At 31.2% G+C, this 16,269-nt stretch carries 17 protein-coding genes and 1 pseudogene; all 18 read right to left on the minus strand.

Annotation, left to right across the window (positions count from 1 at the left end):
- Positions 1-646 precede the first annotated feature (646 nt).
- The 18 genes and pseudogenes from LL038_RS07945 to LL038_RS08025 all read right to left on the minus strand — a co-directional run bounded on the left by LL038_RS07945 (position 647) and on the right by LL038_RS08025 (position 16,268).
- Positions 647-1,099 (minus strand): YrhA family protein, encoded by a 453-nt coding sequence (locus LL038_RS07945; protein WP_216127827.1) that lies wholly within the window; start codon positions 1,097-1,099, stop codon positions 647-649.
- A 22-nt stretch (positions 1,100-1,121) separates the two neighbouring features.
- On the minus strand, positions 1,122-3,149 hold the full coding sequence (locus LL038_RS07950; protein ID WP_216127829.1) for an HNH endonuclease signature motif containing protein: 2,028 nt from the start codon (positions 3,147-3,149) through the stop codon (positions 1,122-1,124).
- Positions 3,150-3,415: 266 nt separating this feature from the next.
- Positions 3,416-3,838, minus strand: a complete 423-nt coding sequence (locus LL038_RS07955; protein ID WP_216127831.1) for an SMI1/KNR4 family protein — start codon at positions 3,836-3,838, stop codon at positions 3,416-3,418.
- Between the two features lie 12 nt (positions 3,839-3,850).
- Positions 3,851-5,239, minus strand: coding sequence for an HNH/ENDO VII family nuclease (locus LL038_RS07960; RefSeq protein ID WP_216127833.1), 1,389 nt, complete (start codon positions 5,237-5,239; stop codon positions 3,851-3,853).
- Between the two features lie 26 nt (positions 5,240-5,265).
- Positions 5,266-5,535: a hypothetical protein gene (locus LL038_RS07965; protein ID WP_216174264.1), complete on the minus strand. Its 270-nt coding sequence runs from the start codon at positions 5,533-5,535 to the stop codon at positions 5,266-5,268.
- Between the two features lie 197 nt (positions 5,536-5,732).
- Positions 5,733-6,497 carry a hypothetical protein gene (locus LL038_RS07970; RefSeq protein ID WP_216127840.1) on the minus strand — a complete coding sequence of 255 codons (765 nt, stop codon included), beginning with the start codon at positions 6,495-6,497 and terminating at the stop codon, positions 5,733-5,735.
- Between the two features lie 70 nt (positions 6,498-6,567).
- On the minus strand, positions 6,568-6,810 hold the full coding sequence (locus tag LL038_RS07975; protein ID WP_326493211.1) for an SMI1/KNR4 family protein: 243 nt from the start codon (positions 6,808-6,810) through the stop codon (positions 6,568-6,570).
- A 620-nt stretch (positions 6,811-7,430) separates the two neighbouring features.
- Entirely contained in the window at positions 7,431-7,682 is a 252-nt protein-coding gene (locus tag LL038_RS07980; RefSeq protein ID WP_216127844.1) for a hypothetical protein, read from the minus strand.
- Between the two features lie 259 nt (positions 7,683-7,941).
- On the minus strand, positions 7,942-8,112 hold the full coding sequence (locus LL038_RS25640; protein WP_418921890.1) for a DNA/RNA non-specific endonuclease: 171 nt from the start codon (positions 8,110-8,112) through the stop codon (positions 7,942-7,944).
- Positions 8,092-8,241 (minus strand): annotated as a pseudogene (locus LL038_RS25645) (late control protein D); the annotation flags it as partial. The pseudogene LL038_RS25645 and the gene LL038_RS25640, both read right to left, overlap by 21 nt.
- 106 nt (positions 8,242-8,347) lie before the next feature.
- Positions 8,348-9,139 carry an Imm47 family immunity protein gene (imm47, locus tag LL038_RS07990; protein ID WP_216127848.1) on the minus strand — a complete coding sequence of 264 codons (792 nt, stop codon included), beginning with the start codon at positions 9,137-9,139 and terminating at the stop codon, positions 8,348-8,350.
- Between the two features lie 25 nt (positions 9,140-9,164).
- Positions 9,165-11,810, minus strand: a complete 2,646-nt coding sequence (locus LL038_RS25545) for a hypothetical protein (protein WP_326493194.1) — start codon at positions 11,808-11,810, stop codon at positions 9,165-9,167.
- 25 nt (positions 11,811-11,835) lie between these two features.
- Positions 11,836-12,228 (minus strand): DUF4280 domain-containing protein, encoded by a 393-nt coding sequence (locus LL038_RS08000; RefSeq protein ID WP_216128136.1) that lies wholly within the window; start codon positions 12,226-12,228, stop codon positions 11,836-11,838.
- Between the two features lie 33 nt (positions 12,229-12,261).
- Positions 12,262-12,798, minus strand: coding sequence for a hypothetical protein (locus tag LL038_RS08005; protein WP_216128138.1), 537 nt, complete (start codon positions 12,796-12,798; stop codon positions 12,262-12,264).
- Positions 12,799-12,811: 13 nt separating this feature from the next.
- Positions 12,812-13,411 carry a hypothetical protein gene (locus LL038_RS08010; protein ID WP_216128140.1) on the minus strand — a complete coding sequence of 200 codons (600 nt, stop codon included), beginning with the start codon at positions 13,409-13,411 and terminating at the stop codon, positions 12,812-12,814.
- A gap of 33 nt (positions 13,412-13,444) precedes the next feature.
- Positions 13,445-14,863, minus strand: a complete 1,419-nt coding sequence (locus tag LL038_RS08015; RefSeq protein ID WP_216170893.1) for a contractile injection system protein, VgrG/Pvc8 family — start codon at positions 14,861-14,863, stop codon at positions 13,445-13,447.
- Positions 14,863-15,462, minus strand: coding sequence for a hypothetical protein (locus LL038_RS08020; RefSeq protein ID WP_216126526.1), 600 nt, complete (start codon positions 15,460-15,462; stop codon positions 14,863-14,865). Before LL038_RS08020 ends, LL038_RS08015 begins: the two co-directional genes overlap by 1 nt.
- A gap of 23 nt (positions 15,463-15,485) precedes the next feature.
- Positions 15,486-16,268, minus strand: a complete 783-nt coding sequence (locus LL038_RS08025; RefSeq protein WP_216126524.1) for a hypothetical protein — start codon at positions 16,266-16,268, stop codon at positions 15,486-15,488.
- Position 16,269: the final 1 nt, after the last annotated feature.

The raw sequence follows: 16,269 nt of genomic DNA on the forward strand, positions 1-16,269 counted from the left end.
TCATGTTAGCCTTTAATTTTGTTTTTTACTATACTATACTTTACTTCTTTTCCAATTGAATTTTTTATAACTTATAACACCTGATTTGTATGGTATTTTATTTTAGAATTCTTGCAAAGCTTGTTAACATACCCCCTTATGCTTCAGGCAATTCATTATAGAATTATTTCAAAAATGCTTAACATAGCACACTACTTATCGACAACTAGAAAAAGATGGCTATCGGAGTTTGAAACAATACAGAATGTGGTTAAGGGCGTTCCTATTTTACCAGAAGTATATCCACCTTATTAAGGGTTATATCTGAGGATACCGTTAGCTTCCTCTATTTGTGTTTTTTGTTTTTATACCTGAGTTCACTAACATGTTTTTATATTAACACAGGCATTCCTGATTTGGAATGCCTGAGTAGTAACTATTATTGATAGTTTTTTCCTATAGCGGAATTGCCTTCAAACTTAGACCTTACATCCAAAGCATTGTTCTTACTTAGTTTCATCTGTCCAAGATATGACCTATTTATGAAGTCACTTACTCTTAATTCTCCTAATACACAATGTTCCTTAACTCATGATTTCGTTGTGAAACCTCTTTAAATTATTTAATAAATAATTTACTGATATTTCTTCTATTTGATTATCAATAATTAAAGTAGGCTATCCTCAAGTGCTCTTTCCAACATGGAATTAAAATCGGGATATGTTTGCATTACTGTTCCTGAAGGGTTATCAAGTTCAACATAAACCTCATTTAATAAATCAAAGCAATGCCAACTTATGCTACCTTCTCCAAAAAACATATATTGCTTTTGATGTTCATTCTCGTACCAAATTTCATTTGTATCAACATATCCGTAAACAGTCTGATTATTTTGAACATCAAACAACGAAGTATCAACTCCATAAAATATAAATCCATTAAATTCAAGTCCATTGGTTGTTTTTAAAAAATTGACATATTGCTCAGGTAATACTTGATTAAACTTTTCTTTAACTGTTTTTTTCAATATCTCTATTTGTTCTTCTAAAGCTGGATTGTTTAATTTTCTTCCGCGTTTTTCTCTTTTATCTTTTATTTTAAAAAATAATTGTTCCCACATTTAAAATCTTCCTCTCATAATTTTATTCACCTGGCGGATATATACTTCCTTCCGGTATTGGCCAATCAACAGATTTTGTCTCACCTGGTTTCAATTTTTTGGCAAATGAATTTTGAAAATTTGTTATTGTTTTGTGATAAGGTTCATTTTTTATTAAAACTAAGTTATCAATTGAATTATTTTCTCCTCCATCTAACGAAATCTTGTGATGAACATTCCAGCCTTCAGGAACTAACCCTTCTTCCATATCCATTATATCATCATCTGATAAACCTGCCTTTTTAAGCTTCTCACGCTCTTTTGAAAATTCTTTAAGATAATTCTTTTTTTCAGTACTATTAAATTTTGCACGTAATTTTGCCGTTTCCACTGGGTCTCTTTTCGTATAGCTTATATTTTTTGTTTTAACATTAGGTAATGCTACTTTTTCTTTCCTTAGCATCCCTGTAAAATCATCACCTTTACCATTCTTAGTCTCTTCAACAGCTTTATTATAATCCTTCTGCTGTTTATTTAGTTCAACTTTCTTTCCGCACCCACCTGATTTTATTGGATCATTTTTAATATAAACAATTTGCCCATCTGGTGTAACCGCTTTTGCTGGTACTAAATCATTTATATATTTTCCAAACTTATTAACATTTTTTTCAATGTTATCCATGACTTTACTTGCACCTTTTTTAATCCACGGTGCTGCAGTCTCTAGAGCTTTAGCTCCTCCCATAAATAGTCCAGTAAATAAAACTCCATTTTTAAATTGATTTAACTCTTCTCCAAAATTAGGCATACGAAAATTATCAAGTTCATTAAGTGCATAATATGTAGAGTTTTCTGCTCCACCTATGAACAATGTTTTAGCAAAATTTAGAGCTAACTGGCCTGTAGTTTCTGTTGCAAATAAAGATGTTCCTGCCATAGCAGATCCAAATATTGCACCACATAGCGCACCTACAAGAGCCCCTTTTGCCACACTTATTAAATAATCAAGTGGGCTACTCATTTTATTGTTTTTAATATCCGAGGCTATTGTCCCTACAACACTACATGCTGCTCCGATGGCGGCTCCTATTAGCGCAGCTCCAATTACAGCTCCTGCACCGAATGTAGCCACCGATGCAACTACTACTAGAGCGACTACCGCTACCACTGCTACCACTGCCACTACCGCAACTGCTGCTTTAAACAGTTTCCCCCAACTAAACCCTTTCTTTTCTTTCTCAGGTGGTTTTGCTACAACTGCCTTTTTAACCTGCTTAGGTTCTGGCTTTTTACCTACCGTAGGTTCATCATCAAATGCAGCAAAAGCTTCCCTATCACTCCCATTTTTTATTACATTATTAGATAAGAAGTGCAAATCAGTTTCCATTGAAAATCCACTTTTAGTTCCTGTCTTTGCTACAAGTATTTGACTTTGCGCCTTAAGTTTAACGCTTTGTGGTGTTTTCATTGTTATTCCACCAGCTGCATTTAAACTTAGTTTTTTATGACTTTTAATTGTTACTCCAATCGCATCGTCAAAACTTATATTAAGTGGTTCCTTGCTTCCACCTTTTATATTCAAAGCACCTGGCACCATTTCTATTTCACTGCCGTGTTCTGTGCCAAAATACCTTTTTGTTGTATCTGCTGTTTTAGCACAACTGCTTCCATTTGTTCTAACGCATCCAGTGACAATTGGCTCTTCGCTAGTTTCACTTGGGAAATACAAACTTGCGCTTGTTCCAACTATAGGCATTGAATACATTACATTTCCTGTTGGTGGTGCATAAGGAAACCAAGAATCTTTGTCTTTATTTTGGCTTTTGTCTATATTTAAATGAAGTTTTATCTTTTCACCCTTAACTTCAAGAACTTTCCCCTCAATAGATGCTCCACCGATAAGTGAATTTATAACTTTAGTTTGCCATACTCCGTTTTTCCTACATAAACGGTATTTGTAAATAACTTCATCACTTAAAGCACGAGCTTTATATTGATTTACATAAAAGTCCTTGTTTTTAAAGCTAATATTAGCCCCTATTTCATACTTTTCTCTTGTTTCTTTGTCCATTTAGTCTACCTGCTATCTGGTACTTTTTGTCGAAGAAAAGTAAGCTAACTTCGCTCATAAATACCCATTAGAAATTCCGTGAATGAAATTAAAAAAAGTGCTCAAGTTATTGAAAATCAATCACTTGAGCACTTTAAAAAAATAAATATACTTTTTACTAACACTGGAAAACATTTATGAAAATCGCTTTTACTGAGCAGCCAATGAGTCACAAGGGATGACTCGTTGGTCTTCTTGCTAACAAGGAGTTAGCTTATAGCTAGCTTCTAATCCCAATTATCTATAGCTTCTTTAAAAGTATCGATTAAATACTCATAAAAATTCTTATATCTATATTCATTGACTTTATTTACTCTGTCCCACCTAATTATTTCATTTTTCTTACTTGTGTTAATACAAATTATAAATTCCCCTAAGTCTTCAATTACAATACACTCACTACCTAATCCCAGTTTTCTATATCTTTCAGTTATTTTTACGACAGATGAATCATTCCTCTTTTCTATTCCCAACACTTCAACTCCACATATTCCACCTGAACCATAGTTAAGAATAAACCATTTATAACTTTCAGGAAACTTTACTTTTAACACATCTTCAACATACTCAATATCATATTCTTTTAACTTTCCATAGAAGTCATTTTCTTCTTCATATTGTCCTATCATCTCAAGAATTTTTTCTTTCACGTTATTCACTCCTTACATATTTTTTGATCTCCATCTCCAATATTTCTTTAAAAAATTTGAATATTGTTTATCTAAAGTAACATTATTTCTAAAGCTACCTCCACTTTCTACTAACCCATGTAATATTTTAGTAAATTCATCATGAGTAGTTGCTACTATTTCTACCATGCTTCCAGCTTCTATTTGTACTAAATGATGTAATTCTATCTTTGCCTCGATACCATTTTTATCAACTGCATATGGTGATTTCCCCTTTAAAGCTAATTCTTTATTAGTTAGACCCTTAGCATTAATATCTTTAGGCATATAATCCCAATTAATATCCGTTTGATATACACGTCTTGAAATATCTCTAACTTCACCATTAACTTTTACAGTTCCCTCAATTTCAACAGCTTTATAATTATCACTTAACCATTTTAACTCTACTTCTTTACCTGATAATTTACCACTTTTCACCTTTTCAACAGCTTTATTATAATCATTCTGCTGTTTATTTAGTTCAACTTTCTTTCCGCCCCCACCTGATTTTATTGGGTCATTTTTAATATAAACAGTTTGCCCATCTGGTGTAACCGCTCTTGCTGGTACTAAATCATCTATATATTTTCCAAACTTATTAACATTTTTTTCAATGTTATCCATGACTTTACTTGCACCTTTTTTAATCCACGGTGCTGCAGTCTCTAGAGCTTTAGCTCCTCCCATAAATAGTCCAGTAAATAAAACTCCATTTTTAAATTGATTTAACTGTTCTCCTAAATTAGGCATACGAAAATTAGCAAGTTCATTAAGTGAATAATATGTAGAGTTTTCTGCTCCACCTATGAACAATGTTTTAGCAAAATTTAGAGCCAACTGGCCTGTAGTTTCTGCTGCAAATAAAGATGTTCCTGCCATAGCCGGTCCAAATATTGCACCACATAGTGCACCTACAAGCGCTCCTTTTGCCGCACTTATTAAATAATCAAGAGGGCTACTCATTTTATTATTTTTAATATCCGAGGCTATTGTTCCGCCAACATTACATGCTGCTCCAAGAGCGGCTCCTATTAGCGCAGCTCCAATTACAGCTCCTGCACCGAATGTAGCCACCGATACAACTACTAGAGCGACTACCGCAACTGCTGCATTAAATAGCTTACCCCAACTAAAACCCTTCTTTTCTTTCTCAGGTGGTTTTGCTACAACTGCCTTTTTAACCGGCTTAGGTTCCGGCTTTTTACCTACCGTAGGTTCATCATCAAATGCAGCAAAGGCTTCTCTATCACTTCCATTTTTTATTACATTATTGGATAAGAAGTGCAAATCAGTTTCCATTGAAAATCCACTTTTAGTTCCTGCTTTTGCTACAAGTATTTGGCTTTGCGCCTTAAGTTTAACGTTTTGTGGTGTTTTCATTATTATTCCACCAGCTGCATTTAAACTTAGTTTTTATGGCTTTTAATTGTTACTCCAACTGCATCATCAAAACTTATACTAAGTGGCTCTTTGCTTCCACCTTTTATGTTCAAAGCACCTGGCACCATTTCTATTTCACTGCCGTGTTCTGTGCCAAAATACCTTTTTGTTGTATCTGCTGTTTTAGCACAACTGCTTCCATTTGTTCTTACGCATCCAGTAACAATTGGCTCTTCGCTAGTTTCACTTGGAAAATATAAACTTGCGCTTGTTCCAACTATAGGCATTGAATACATTACATTTCCTGTTGGTGGTGCATACGGGAACCAGGAAGCTTTGTCTTTATTTTGGCTTTTGTCTATATTTAAATGAAGTTTTATCTTTTCACATTTAACAACATTTCAGAAGGAAAGTCTCCCACTTCATAAGTTGGAGTTACACCCCCTAACGAATAGAAAACTTCAGTGGGAGTATAAATCTCCTTCTGAAGTTGTTAATATTGCAGCTCCGCAGGAGATGATTTGACTTCAAGAACTTTCCCCTCAATAGATGCTCCACCAATAAGTGAATTTATAACTTTAGTTTGCCATACCCCGTTTTTCCTACATAAACGGTATTTATAAATAACCTCATCACTTAAGGCACGAGCTTTATATTGATTTACATAAAAGTCCTTATTTTTAAAGCTAATATTAGCCCCTATTTCATACTTTTCTCTTGTTTCTATTTCATAATAAAAATAGTCAGTATCATGACCTGCTTCGCTTCCACCTGATTCATGATATTGTTTTAAATCCTTGCAAGCTTTATAATCACTAGTATCTTCTAATTTGTAACTTGTTTTACTTGGCCTCCCAAAATAAAACATATTAAGTGTTTCTATTATATCACAAGATAGTTCTGATTTTAACTCACTTGATATTCTCTTTAAAAAACTCCAATCTGTTTCTTTATATTGGAATAAAGGTTTTCCTATTTTCTGTCCTTCTCCTATACATTGAACATAGCTATAGCCTGGATAATCTTTTATAATTATCCCAATAAGTTCATCATACGTCATATTAACATCTTGAAATAATCTACTTTTTTCTTGTACGTCCAATTCAAAACTTGATGTAAGTGCTTGTATTTCTAAGTAATAATTCCCGTTTATATTGCTTGTCCTAATATTTTGCACTATTCCATTAAATATTATCTTACTTTTGCTTTTATCTACTACATTAATATATAAAAGACTAACACGAAAATTTCTCCTCATGTTAGCCTTTCGTTTTATTTCTTATAAATTTATACCATACTTTATTTCTTTTTAATCCCAACATTTAGCGTTAAAAAATTTCCATTCCCCCCCCCAAATCAAAGAATATCATCTCATTACTTTCATATAAATCTCTATCAACATAACTATATACTTCATCTTCACAATAAAAATTTGCTATATCACTCGGATGCATTATTCTGTTTGTATGTATTTTATCATCTTTACACAAAAATCCATAACCTATTTCCTGATAAAATAATTTTAATTCATTAGGAAATTTTCGTTTCATTCGATTTTCAGCATTTACAATCCTTTCTTCTTTTCCTCAGGTGTTTTTGCTACAACCGCCTTTTTAACTTGCTTAGGTTCTGGCTTTTTACCTACCGTTGGTTCATCATCAAATACAGCAAAAGCTTCTCTATCATGTTATCAATTTAATAGTTATTATAGCTTATTATATAGAATCTTTTTAGTGCTCCGTCAAATTCTACCTTCATTGTTCAAGGTATTTTAGAAATACTCAAATATCTCCAACATAGCTTTGTATTGTATTAGTTCTTTTCCCATCCTCCATTATGTTTGTTTTGAATTCTTCTACTATTTTTATCATTTATCATCATCTCATTGTTATTTTTAGACAAAACAAAAGACTAACAACGGAATCAACTTCAATTGTTAATCTTAATTATTATTTTTCAAGATGTGCCTATGACGTATTTGAGCGTAATTCAATTGTATCAAACATTTGGTATTGCTTAATTTGCTCACAATGTCGTAGTCTGAAGCAAATTATTCTACTACTTAACTTTTTTGAATGATTTTTTCTTGATAGTAATGAACTTAATTTGAATTATGCAGTAAGATTTATTATACAAATTATATATTTTTCATTATTTGCTAAACTTAATTTTTTATTAAATTAGTTTATTCCTAAATTTCGTTAAAATCTTTACCAATGACTTCTTTCTTACTATTTTCCAATCCAATATTTACAAACCACTCCATAGCAATATCATTAGCAATCTTATCTGGGTCATTAGAATATACCAAATTATATTTATATTCTGTTTTTAGACTATTATTTAATACATCATAAACTAATTTTATTTCTGTTGGCATTTCTCTTTGATATTCCTTACATAACTTCAGCATACTCTTTATATCAGTATTTATAATTTCCATTACACCCTTTTGTCGTTCAACAGATATATTGTATTTTTTCTCTGAGTTCGCTAAACCATCTTTTAATTTGTGACGTTCTAATATCTTTCCATTAATATTATAAAAATAGTCGTTAGTTACAACTCCCTCTTCAAAAGAACAATAAATATATATTTTTTATGCACATCTATCTACATATTCCAAATATATTGATACCATGTCCGCTTGTAATTCACTGAAATAATCTTCAAATACTTTACTCATTATAATCATCTCCTTACTAATTCAAGATATCACTTACAAAATGTTTTCCATCAATTTCATATTGTACATTAAATTCTAATGGTCGTAAACTATCTCCATCATATTTAACCTCGCCATTTACTTTTACACTTTTCCCTTCCTTAATTGCACTAGCCCATTGATTTTCTATCTTCTGTCCTTCTGCAATACATTGAGTAAAACTATATCCTGAATAATCTTTTAAAATTTTTCCTATAAGCTCATCACAGGTCATATTTACATCTTGAAATGATCTACTTTTTTCTTTTACGTCCAATTCAAAACTTGATATAAGTGCTTATATTAAGACTTTTAAACATAGAACATTATAATGTGTTAGGCAATTTTTTATAGGACTTATAAAATTCTCTAACATAGGACGTTGTTGAGTAATTGTGTATTATCTATATCTTATATCCATAGAAATACTTGCATCCTTTTTCCCAATTCATTTTAGATATTTGCTTAACATAATCAAAAACTTTTCTCATCCCATCATCATCGACCACTGTATTATATTCTACCGGACATTCAATACCGCTCCAAATTGAAAGTAAATTTGGAATTGTACTTAATAGTAATGATTTATTGTTTTTTCTCGAAATAGCACTTGCTTCAATTAATTTTTTTGTTAAATCTCCTGGAAATACTAAATTTGCTTTATAATAATATCTTCCCTCTTCTGAATTTTGTATTATTTTAAGATATAATTCTCCAATTTCATCTACTGTGCACTCTTCTGGTAAAAATCTTTCATAATCAAGTATATAACTTAATGCATCCCTAATAATCTGCTCAACATATGTGTCATCCCATTCTTCTAACAACGCAAGTAAATATGGAACTATTTTAAATGACAATAGTTGATATGAATATGTAGTAAATGCACAAATCTCATCCTCACACCCAGTTGCTAAAAATTTTTCAATTGAGTGAACATCACTATGATTTGCAATTGAACAGAATAACATACTAGTAAACTTCCTTATCTCTACATCTTTACTTTCATTCATCATTATAATTAAATCTTTCTTTGCTGAAAAATCTCCTAACTTCAACAATTCTATAATTATTAAAAATTTATCTACTTCATTAGTCGTCATACCAAGCTTATTCCATAATTGTTTTGTATCAATACCCTTTTGTGCATTTCCATACCAATTTTCTTCAAAATGTAATTTACTTTTATTCTCCATAATTTCTCCTTATGTTTTTATGTTTTTATTTTCTTAAACCCTCTTCTTTTTGCCATCTAATTACTTTATTTTGGAAGTTAGTTGCTTCTGTATGCTTTGGATTAAGACCAAAAGTATAAATCCCATTTTCTTCATGAATCTTTAAGATCTTAGCATCTTTTTTGCCATAATTAGAGTAAAAATCTAAGTCTGTTTCTCCCATTTCACTTCTTTTTATAGTTGATTCACCTGTATGAACAATATTCGATTCAACATTTTCACCTCCAAATGCAAGCCCTTGACTATGATGACCCTTACTTAACTCCCCTTTAGCAACCATTTTATTGTATTGTAATCTGGATTCTTTCAATAGATCTCCACTTACTATAGTAGATTCATCCGGATTGGAAAAGTAGGTTGAATCTGATTTGTATAGTTGCTGTGCTTCTTCATAATATGGTCCATAAACATCTTTGCCTTGGAATATTTTAGATTCACTTACCTCATCGTTAATACCATTCTTAGCCTTTTTGAATTGTTTAACAAATTCTTTCGCTACCTTAGAATCTCCGCCACCTAAACCACATGCTAATTTCACATCTTTTGGCATATCCATATTATTAAATGCTATTTTTGCCGCTTTCATATTATCTGATATATTTGATGATATTTTACTAAATGCATTTTTAACAAATGGTGATGCTTTCTGAAATAATTTTCCTGCACCATGGAATACTCCAGCTGTTGCTGCTCCAATTCCTGCATCCAGTAATAAAGTTTTAAAGTTTATACCTTTGCCTTCTAATGTTTGTCTTACTAAACTTTCAACGCCATTTGTTAATCCACCTATTATCATTTTAGCACCTAATGCTTCTCCCATACCAAACGGACCAAATATAGCTCCTGAGAGTGCTCCTACAAGTGCTTCTCTACCCCCAGCCTTCATATAAGCAGTTATATCACTTACTTCTCCACTTTGAACATCTGATATTGCTTGACTTGCAACTGCTGCTGTTCCTGCAACTGCCGCACCTATTGCAATTGCTGCTACCACCGCTGTTGCTGCTCCCAAAGTTACCGCTATTGCAACTGCGGCAATTGCTACAACTGCCACCACTGCCAAACCTGCAAGAACATTTCCAGCTAATTTACCCCAGTTAAACCCTTTCTTTTTTTCTGCAGGTGGCTTTGCTACAACTGCTTTTTTAACCGGCTTAGGTTCTGGTTTTTTACCTATCGTGGGTTCATCATCAAATGCAGCAAAAGCTTCCCTATCACTTCCGTTTTTTATTACATTATTGGATAAGAAGTGCAGATCGGTTTCCATTGAAAATCCACTTTTAGTTCCTGATTTTGCTACAAGTATTTGACTTTGTGCCTTAAGTTTAATGCTTTGTGGTGTTTTCATTGTTATTCCACCAGCTGCATTTAAACTTAGTTTTTTATGGCTTTTAATTGTTACTCCAACCGCATCATCAAAACTTATACTAAGTGGCTCTTTGCTTCCACCTTTTATATTCAAAGCACCAGGCACCATTTCTATTTCACTACCATGTTCCGTCCCAAAATACCTTTTTGTTGTATCTGCTGTTTTAGCACAACTGCTTCCATTTGTTCTAACGCATCCAGTTACAATTGGCTCTTCACTAGTTTCACTTGGGAAATACAAACTTGCGCTTGTTCCAACTATAGGCATTGAATACATTACATTTCCAGTTGGTGGTGCATACGGAAACCAGGAAGCTTTGTCTTTATCTTGGCTCTTGTCTATATTTAAATGAAGTTTTATCTTTTCACCCTTAACTTCAAGAACTTTCCCCTCAATAGATGCTCCACCGATAAGTGAATTTATAACTTTAGTTTGCCATACCCCGTTTTTCCTACATAATCGGTATTTGTAAATAACTTCATCACTTAAAGCACGAGCTTTATATTGATTTACATAAAAGTCCTTATTTTTAAAGCTAATATTAGCCCCTACTTCATACTTTTCTCTTGTTTCTATTTCATAATAGAAATAGTCAGTATCATGCCCAGCTTCGCTTCCACCTGATTCATGATATTGTTTTAAATCCTTGCAAGCTTTATAATCACTAGTATCTTCTAATTTATAACTTGTTTTACTTGGCCTCCCAAAATAAAACATATTAAGTGTTTCTATTATATCACAAGATAGTTCTGATTTTAACTCACTTGATATTCTCTTTAAAAAACTCCAGTCTGTTTCTTTATATTGGAATAAAGGTTTTCCTATCTCCTTCCCTTCCCCTATACATTGAACATAGCTGTAGCCTGGATAATCCTTTATAATTATTCCTATAAGTTCATCATACGTCATATTTACATCTTGAAATGATCTGCTTTTTTCTTTTACATCCAATTCAAAACTTGATGTAAGTGCTTGTATTTCTAAGTAATAATTTCCGTTTATATTGCTTGTCCTAATATTTTGCACTATTCCATTAAATATTATCTTGCTTTCATTATTAGAATTTTCATCTTTTAATTCTTCATAAACACATATTTTATCATCAGTGGAAGCATTTATAGTAGACTGAAAATTTGTTGAGTCATCTATCAAACATTTTAAATATAAATATCCATGTTCATTAGGTTTGTTTTCAATTTTTATATTCTCTATATTTAGCAATTGATAAGGTGATTTAACCCTTAGTGTATGAACTGCCCCCATTTACTTTCCCCTTTCTCTATTCTAGTTACTCTTTCTCTTGACCGGTTGTCACAAATTTTATTTTTCCTTGATGTAAAGAACATATAAGCACAGATTCTGCTGTAAGTGCTGGTTTCCCATCAACCAATGTATCCTCTTTTACCTTCATCCAATCCCCTAATACTTTCACAAGACACTTTTTCCCTGGTGGAAGTTGCTTCCCATCTTCACCAATTAAATAAATATCTTCGCCTTCCTTGCATTCTCTGCAAATTCCAAAATAACTAATGTTTTTATTTACCACATTATCACTTTTATTCATCATAGGTTTTTCTGTTGCATATGCTCCATGACTTTCAGGTAGATTTATTTTTCTTGCATGCGTACCTTTGTCACATCTCATTTTTGCGCCTCTTACTATATAATAATTATCGCTCATATTGTTTCACTTCCCATTTCAATATTTATTACTTTAATTTGAAATTTCCTCCACTTGTAATCTCTCAAGTTTTATTCCTTTAAAATCACGTCTTAAAAGACTTTCTGCAACATCAAGTCTTACAACTATTAATGGTTTTGTACTTTCTTTTATTCTAAATATTTTCTTACCTTTAATCTTCTCTTTACTTAGGATTATGTTTTTAATTATTCTTTTATCTAAACCTAGCTCTGTTTTATCACTTAAGGCTTCTATTTCTTCAAATATAGGTAAAGAATAATTTTCTTGTCTATCATGTAATCCATCAATAAGTGGTAGACTAATAAACAAAATATCCCTATCATATTTTTCAATGATTTTTTTAAGCTCATCTGATATTAAAAATAATTGACTATCTAATACATCTAAGAATTCACAATTATCATCGGCATTTACATTAAATATTATCATGTCTTCAATTTTATGAGCATTTAGAAGATTAAGATTTTTCATGTTAATTTTCTTAAATACATCTATAAGTCTTGGCGTATTTGTATATCTTTCATCTTGTTTTAATAAAAAATAATCCATACATTCTCCTTTTTTATTTTTCTTCTGGATATATCATCTCTGCCTCATCCATATATTCTCCAACAAACATCCTGATATCTTCTGCTTTCTTCATCTTTTCATAAGAAGATGTCTCCATAAATTTTTCTATAAGTCCTTTTAAAAATTCCACTGCTAAAACATGATATTTATCAGTTTCATCAAAAATCATACTTTCTATATCCATATCAGTTATACTTCTTCCACACTCTTTTTTCTTTTCCTTGAGTTCTTCCGTATACTTAAAAATTGAGGCGAAAATAAAATTTAAATCTATATTAATAAAGCATTCCTGCTTATCTAAAAACCAATTTTCATCATATAAATCAATCCTATATTCTCCTTTATTTTCAAGAAGACTAGTTCTAAGAAGAGAAAAATATATATACCTTATTTCCCCTTTTAATTGTTTCTCTTGAAGATCTACAGCCTGTTTACATACTTCATTAAATGCTGAAACTAAGTTTCCATCTATAACATAATTATCACTTTTATATATTTCATCAATTTTAAGGAAATCATTAATCCATCTATTAGCTACATACTTTTCATAAAATTCTGCTAGGAGTTCCTCTTTATTTTCTTGTATTATCACGCTTGCTTGTACACCTCCTCATTTGACATGTACCTATTCAATCTTAACCTTTCCACCACTCATAGTTACATTATCTTGTATGTTAATTTTTGCTCCACCTTGAGTTAAATCTACCCCATTACCACCTTGAATCGATATCTTGCCACCACCGGTTATTTCTATATCTTCTTTAGCATCCAAAACTATTTTTTTATCACTATTAATTTCTATTCCACCATCATCTGTTAATCTCATCAGTAAATTTCCATTTCCTATAATTTCTACAGCACCTGGTTTCATTACCACTTGTTTTCCGTACTTTGTTCCTATACTTTTCACTGCTGGATCACTACGCTTCTCGCTATCACTTGATTTAAGATTTGCTGAGCTTATTGCATATGCATTTTTCTCTTCATTGTCTGGAAAATATAGTCTTATTACATCTCCAACCTCTGGCATGCAGTACCAACCTGTACCATCTGGCGATGAATAAACTGTTGAATATGGAAACCATCTTGCTTTACCTATATCTTGATTTCCATCTATTTCTAAATTAATTTTAACCGTGTCATTTTTTGTATCTAAAATATTTCCTTTAAGAGAAACCCCTACTACCTTGTCATTGTAATCTCTACGTACTTTGATACCCTTATTATCCCTTAATATATATTTGTTAGAAATCATACCATATAGAAGTTCCATTTCTGAACTGTATATATATAAACTTTTACCTTTAAAATCAACTAAATTGTATAAATACATTACTTTATACGTTATTACCTCATAACTTATTAAGTTAATCTCGTTTAAACCACTAATTCCATTTTCTGATTTAATCCTATATTCTTGTAATGCTTTTTTTATCGAATAATTGTATTTATCAACTTCATATGTTGTGTAACATCCTGAATTTCCTATTGAATACTTTATATCTTTTAATTGACATTCTGATACTACTGGCACATTAAAATGTGAAGATAACCTTTTTATAAATTCCCAATCTGTTTCTTTATATTGAACTATTAACTTATCTATTTTAGTCCCATTCGTAATACTGTCTAATATGTTGATGTTAGTATATTCACCGTTCACAATATTAAAGATTTCTCCATAACTAGAGTTTTTATCTTGAAATGTTCTACTTTTTTTCTTGATATCCATCAAAAAAGTTCTGCTTAACGCCTCTATTTCTAAGGTTCTTACATCTTTATTTGCATTAACTTGAATATTCGTAACTACCCCCTGGAACACATCTGTAACAGAATCTTTATCATCCTTAAGTGATATTGTAATACTAGACTTTTCATCTGATGTTTCAACATATTTATCAATATTTTCTTCATCAATGATTCCACTTATATAAAGTTTTGCATGCTCATTTAAATTTCTAGTTACCTTTAGTTTTAATATTTTTTGAAATTCATAGGGTGCAATTAAGATATCTCCCTGTGTATACATGTATTCCTCACTCATTAATTTTCATCTCCTTTCTCCTCTTTTACTACTTTTAAATTATTTATTACTTGAAAAGCAACATCTCTCCAATCATTATATTTTTTATAGGGACAACTGAAAGTTCCCATTAAAGTCTTTTCCTTAAATTCCAAAAAGAACATTAAATTATATAAGAAATCATCTATTACTGAGCTCTTAAATTCAAAAAATCCTATGTTCTTAGACTCAACTTCTAAAACCCCATCTTCATAAAATACATTAGATGGATTGCTTTTCTTTATAATCATCTTCATTCCATCTTTAAGTTCTTCAACACGTTCTTCATCTAACGGACTATCAATAATGTTGAGTGTTATAGCTATACTTCCTTCTTCATTACTCTTTATTATTTCTGGACGGCTTTCCGATGGATATTTAAATTTTCTTGCATCAAGTGGCATATCCTCAAAATCCTTTGGAATATATATTTTCAATTTTTCATCAAAGAACTCTTTTTCTTCAAATTCATAATATCTATCTCCAATCTTTATAGGTCCACTACAAATATCTTTTTTTGCTTGTTTTTTTTCTGATTCATTTATAAAATCTAAAATTTTCTCGTCAATTCTTTTATCCATATTTCCTCTCTCCCTATATTTATTTATACATCAACTACTATTTTTTTATAACCCATCCTACCTTTATTACTAGCGTTTTTTCTTCCGCCCTCTATTTCATCTAATATTATCAATAAATTCTCATAAATCTGTTCATTCGAATAATCCCTTAATTCTAGCTTTAGACGGCTTGCTATATAATTTAATAACAATTCCCTATCTAATACCTGTTGTGATTGTAAACATTGCATACAAAAACATATATCTAAGGCATTGGTTAGATTATACTGAAAAGCTTTTTTTGCAAAATATCTTAGAATAATTGGAGATAGACCGCTTTTCTCATATGCTGCAAATGGACTATTTATAATGTTTATAGTGTCATACTGCGTTGACATATCTTTAAAACTAACATAATCAGTTCTAAGAATCGCTCCTGTTTTTGCTGTGAATCTGCATAATTCAATTTCATCACACTGATTATCTAAATTGTCATCTATATATATTTGAGCTTCCCACTTAATAAAATCCTTATCCCTTGTCTCATCTGAAAACTTAATTTTTAATATTACCGTTTTATTTGAGTTGTTATATGGAATAATACACTCTTCCTTTAGCATGTAGATCATATCATTATGCTTAACTATCCCCTTGTCCACAATAATATAATCCTTGTTTGCTTTTATGCTACATCCAGACAGTATCCCACTAGAATACTGTGCAAGTCGTATATCCATAAACTCCCTTGGGAGATCTCTTAACTGCTCTAACATTTCTATTTTTAATATTCTACCTTTGTTAAATAAAGGATATGTATTGAAAAACAAG

The organism is Clostridium estertheticum, from assembly GCF_026650985.1.
Taxonomy (GTDB): domain Bacteria; phylum Bacillota; class Clostridia; order Clostridiales; family Clostridiaceae; genus Clostridium_AD; species Clostridium_AD estertheticum_C.

What these genes read in the sequence shown, in the direction of transcription:
- LL038_RS07945 (WP_216127827.1), bottom strand. Translation starts at nt 1,099, where the DNA reads ATGTGGGAACAATTATTTTTTAAAATAAAAGATAAAAGAGAAAAACGC.
- LL038_RS07950 (WP_216127829.1), bottom strand. Translation starts at nt 3,149, where the DNA reads ATGGACAAAGAAACAAGAGAAAAGTATGAAATAGGGGCTAATATTAGC.
- LL038_RS07960 (WP_216127833.1), bottom strand. Translation starts at nt 5,239, where the DNA reads ATGAAAACACCACAAAACGTTAAACTTAAGGCGCAAAGCCAAATACTT.
- LL038_RS07965 (WP_216174264.1), bottom strand. Translation starts at nt 5,535, where the DNA reads ATGTATTCAATGCCTATAGTTGGAACAAGCGCAAGTTTATATTTTCCA.
- LL038_RS07970 (WP_216127840.1), bottom strand. Translation starts at nt 6,497, where the DNA reads ATGAGGAGAAATTTTCGTGTTAGTCTTTTATATATTAATGTAGTAGAT.
- LL038_RS07980 (WP_216127844.1), bottom strand. Translation starts at nt 7,682, where the DNA reads ATGGAAATTATAAATACTGATATAAAGAGTATGCTGAAGTTATGTAAG.
- imm47 (WP_216127848.1), bottom strand. Translation starts at nt 9,139, where the DNA reads ATGGAGAATAAAAGTAAATTACATTTTGAAGAAAATTGGTATGGAAAT.
- LL038_RS25545 (WP_326493194.1), bottom strand. Translation starts at nt 11,810, where the DNA reads ATGGGGGCAGTTCATACACTAAGGGTTAAATCACCTTATCAATTGCTA.
- LL038_RS08000 (WP_216128136.1), bottom strand. Translation starts at nt 12,228, where the DNA reads ATGAGCGATAATTATTATATAGTAAGAGGCGCAAAAATGAGATGTGAC.
- LL038_RS08005 (WP_216128138.1), bottom strand. Translation starts at nt 12,798, where the DNA reads ATGGATTATTTTTTATTAAAACAAGATGAAAGATATACAAATACGCCA.
- LL038_RS08015 (WP_216170893.1), bottom strand. Translation starts at nt 14,863, where the DNA reads ATGAGTGAGGAATACATGTATACACAGGGAGATATCTTAATTGCACCC.
- LL038_RS08020 (WP_216126526.1), bottom strand. Translation starts at nt 15,462, where the DNA reads ATGGATAAAAGAATTGACGAGAAAATTTTAGATTTTATAAATGAATCA.